The organism is uncultured Veillonella sp. (assembly GCF_915069625.1).
In the GTDB taxonomy this organism is placed as follows: Bacteria; Bacillota; Negativicutes; order Veillonellales; family Veillonellaceae; genus Veillonella.
The window spans coordinates 1-3798 of record NZ_CAJZFD010000181.1; the positions used below are offsets into that span (position 1 = coordinate 1).

Consider the following 3798-nt stretch of genomic DNA (forward strand, 5'->3'; position numbering starts at 1 on the left):
ATCCACTTGCAGATTCCACAAAAAGAGTGTTTCAAAACTGCTCTCTCAAAAGAAAAGTTCAACTCTGTTAGCTGAGTAGATACATGATAAAAAAGTTTCTGACATTAAGAATGCTAGAATCTTTATAGATGAGCAGTATTTCACAAAGTTAAGAGATATCTTTAATAATAAAGGATTAAATGCTCACTCTATGAGTCTTATGTGTTTGGATATTAACATTGAAAATCCTACAATGGGATTAATAAACTTCTTATTAGTTAACTCTAATATGAGATTTCATTTTATGGTTACTCATTATATGATAACTAATAATAAAGCAATTCTCAAAATAGGGCCAGTTCATTGTGGATATTCAGATTATATTTATCCTTTAAAAGAAAATGTTATTAAGATATATAATCTTTTAGAGGAACCAGATGAAATTACTCATTGGATTCAACTTCCAGAATTGATCCATTGTACAGGTGTTTTGAAAGTATCTTAGTTTTGTTCATGTTATACAGAAAAAACTCATATTAACTTTTCCCAAGCTAGTGAGGGTACTCCAGTTTCTTAAGCAATTAAGTTTTAGGAGTATAAACTACAAAGTTTTTATATCTTTTTATAGAGTGAATAATAGTAGCTCTTTTTTAAAAAAGATATTGGAGTGCACACGAAAGTGTGAATTATAGTCATTAAAGACAAAAAATTATTATGTATCTTAAATCATTAGAAGTAAAGGATCAAAATGGGTCAGTAGCATTCACAGTTAAGACTGACAAACTTGGACAAGTTTGTGACATACTCCCAGCAAATGAACACACTAAGTACCTCATGAATATGTATAAGGGTCAACCTCTTATTCTATGTCAAGAGGATTTGAAGTTTTACTTATCTAGTATCATTAGATAATGTTTAGCTTCATTAGAAAATCCTATCCAGATATGAATGAAGAATTAGCAACCATGTTGTCTAAACATTCTAAAATTACTACCAGAGAGGAAATCGTTAATGATTTTAAAAATGAAATTAACGAAAGAATCTATAATACAGCTAAACTTTATAATGAGTGTAAGCTGACTATTAGTGATATTCCTAAGGAAGTAAATCCATATTTGGATGAAATTGTAGATTCTTTAAAAAGAAAAGGATTTGCAGTTGGAGTTTTAAAAGAACCTTATTGTGTAATCATTATTAAATGGGATGTATTATGAAATCAATAGTGAATTATGAATCAGTTGCTGTAGCATTAAACACTCAACTTGAGAAATGTAGAATTTATAACAGAAAAGAGTTGGAGAACATTTTAAAGAAGTGTATCCCAACTAAGTCTTATGTCAATTATCTTATTGCAGAGATGACTGAAGATTCTACTTTAATTAAGAAATATCGTGAAAAAGGTGAGTATGATTATGTCATGCAGAATATACCTATTCACTATAAGAAAGTGGAAAAATGGTTCAACAAGTTAAGAAAAACCAAACACCATGTTAAGATGGCTGTAGAATCAGCAACTGCAGAACAGGTTAATCTTTTCTTGGACTCTCTTAATCCAGAAGAATTTGCTAAATTCCTTAAACCACATTGTGCTAAGAGGAATTGTAAACTCTATATTCCTTCTGGAATTGATATGGAAGCTGTAGAAAAGCTACCAGAAGATATTAAGGAAAAAATATTCAAAATGCAGGAAGTTTAACATTAGTTAACTTTCAATGTATTGAAAATATATCTTTCATATATTATCTTTGTAACTCATAAAGTTTTAATTATTGTTATTGGGACAAATCAGCAACTTTTACTGAAAAATTAGAATAAAACAACCCCCGAAGTTTGATTCTTTGTCCCGAATATTCGAATCATTCTAAGGGGGTTGCATATTGGCGACTATGGATAGTTTATAATAGTTCGATTCTATTATCGCCAACAGTCGTGTTAATATTTTAGGAACATTTCAGCAAATTATTTACTTATTGTGTCCATAATTATTTGTAGGTTAATAAATTAATGTTCCGTTTATGGTCCACCTAGTGTAATGGTAACATGTCAGATTGTGGATCTGGAGTTAGGGGTTCGAATCCCCAGTGTGACCCATTTTTTCTTTCATTTGAAATTTAGAAATGCTATAATTGATGTAGTAGCTTACTGTTGTGAAATAGGATTGCTACTTATGGCTCAGTGGTGGAATTGGTAGACACGAGGGACTTAAAATCCCTTGGGCAGGAATGCCCGTGCAGGTTCGAGTCCTGTCTGAGCTACATTGTATATTTGGAGTTTATTTTTTATATAGCTGATTATTGATCGGGACTTAGTTTGTCTGTGAAGATAGACTAAGTTTTTTATTTTGTAATTAATTAAAAGTAAAGATATGAAAAAGTTTATATTATCATTAGTGTTACTTCTAACATGTTTAGTATGTAATGCGCAATTTACACCATCTACTTATACACCAGTAGGTAGATCAGTTCCAACAACTAAACCATTTACTTATAATCCACCAAAAGTGCATTATCAAGTAATCATGGCTACTGCACAAACTACTACTGGTTGGACTGCTGTCAAACTTAAAGTAGCTAGTGATGAAAATGGATATTATGTTGCAGCTTATCAAAATGGATATGGCTGGATAAATGTTCCTAAAGCTTATCTTCAGGAAATTCCTGATTATAGTCAATATAGTCAATATTATACCTATACAGCATTTGTAGGGTGTATGACTGTATTTATTTAATTTCAATATTTGTGCTAGGTGTTGAGAGTTCCTTATAACTTAAATAAGGGGTTGACGGCTACTAAATCCTAAAAGGGTCCAATCAATAGCACTTTAGAATTGGTATCGTAGTAAGAAACTTATTATTCTGTTTGGAGTAATTAACCAAAAGAATGATTTAACAGTTAGTTTCTAAAGTATAATGCTCTTTCAACTGTTAACTCGGGAATATGGCGCAACTGGTAGACGCGTATGCCTTAGGAGCATAATGTTATGGGTTCGAATCCCATTATTCCCACATATTTATTAATCTTTAAAAAATAGATAATTATGAAGAAAGAAGATCAAGAATTTGTAGAGTTAGTAGAAAATTTTTCTAATGGATTAGATCAATTTCATAGAGCTAATCCAATAACTCCAGAATCAAAAGTTGGATGCTTTTTATTAGCAACCTATGAGGATACTATGCAGACTGCAGTATGTTGTACTGGAGATCAATTGTATGTAATGCTCAGAGAATATCTAACAAAAAGTCCAAAGTCTTTGGAAGTTGTCAAACGAGTAGTCAAGGACGTACTTATTGGACAAATATTTGATGGCTTAGTTGATCCTGATTGTGAAGCATAATTAAGGATTTCCACTATCGTCTAATTTGGTAAGATGCTCATTCTATGAGGAATTAGGGTTCGAGTCCCTATAGTGGAACAAATTTATTTACTTTAAAAAGAATAATTATGATGGAACGTAAAAAGGCTTTATTTGAGAAGCCTGCAAAAAAACAAAAGAAAGAGTTTAAAAACATCTTTGAAAAAGAAGCGTATAAACAAGAACATGAGACTACTAGTCACAATGGTTCATTGAAATATGATACTTCTGGAAATATCTTTATTGATGATTTTGCTAATCTTAGCAGATATCTTGATCCAAGAGATATTAATGATGTTTTCGCAGATATGAATCTTCTTTGGGAAGAAGATGCTCTTACAGCTTTGAAGATTCAAGGCTATATTAGAGGTATTACTAGACAACCATATTTTAATGGCGAAAAGTTATCTACCTTTAGAGCACAAGGTTTGAAGAATGAAGCCAGATTAAGACTTCTTTGGATCGCT

6 protein-coding genes and 3 tRNA genes are annotated in these 3798 nt (G+C 31.3%); all 9 read left to right on the plus strand.

Annotated features, from left to right (window positions below; all coding sequences use genetic code 11):
- Positions 1 to 205 precede the first annotated feature (205 nt).
- Complete coding sequence (locus QZ548_RS08425) at positions 206 to 484, plus strand: hypothetical protein (RefSeq protein ID WP_295869683.1); 279 nt, start codon at positions 206 to 208, stop codon at positions 482 to 484.
- Between the two features lie 439 nt (positions 485 to 923).
- On the plus strand, positions 924 to 1193 hold the full coding sequence (locus QZ548_RS08430; protein ID WP_295869685.1) for a hypothetical protein: 270 nt from the start codon (positions 924 to 926) through the stop codon (positions 1191 to 1193).
- Entirely contained in the window at positions 1190 to 1675 is a 486-nt protein-coding gene (locus tag QZ548_RS08435) for a hypothetical protein (RefSeq protein WP_295869687.1), read from the plus strand. The genes QZ548_RS08430 and QZ548_RS08435 overlap by 4 nt, the downstream gene beginning before the upstream one ends.
- Positions 1676 to 1996: 321 nt before the next feature.
- A tRNA-His gene (locus QZ548_RS08440) sits at positions 1997 to 2069 on the plus strand.
- Between the two features lie 79 nt (positions 2070 to 2148).
- Positions 2149 to 2234, plus strand: a tRNA-Leu gene (locus QZ548_RS08445).
- A 110-nt stretch (positions 2235 to 2344) separates the two neighbouring features.
- The gene (locus QZ548_RS08450) at positions 2345 to 2707 is read left to right on the plus strand and encodes a hypothetical protein (RefSeq protein WP_295869689.1); all 363 of its coding nucleotides are present in this window, start codon (positions 2345 to 2347) and stop codon (positions 2705 to 2707) included.
- 203 nt (positions 2708 to 2910) lie between these two features.
- A tRNA-Leu gene (locus QZ548_RS08455) sits at positions 2911 to 2984 on the plus strand.
- 32 nt (positions 2985 to 3016) lie between these two features.
- Positions 3017 to 3313, plus strand: coding sequence for a hypothetical protein (locus QZ548_RS08460; protein ID WP_295869690.1), 297 nt, complete (start codon positions 3017 to 3019; stop codon positions 3311 to 3313).
- 107 nt (positions 3314 to 3420) lie between these two features.
- On the plus strand, positions 3421 to 3798 hold a 378-nt coding region (locus QZ548_RS08465; RefSeq protein ID WP_295869691.1), incomplete at its 3' end, for a hypothetical protein.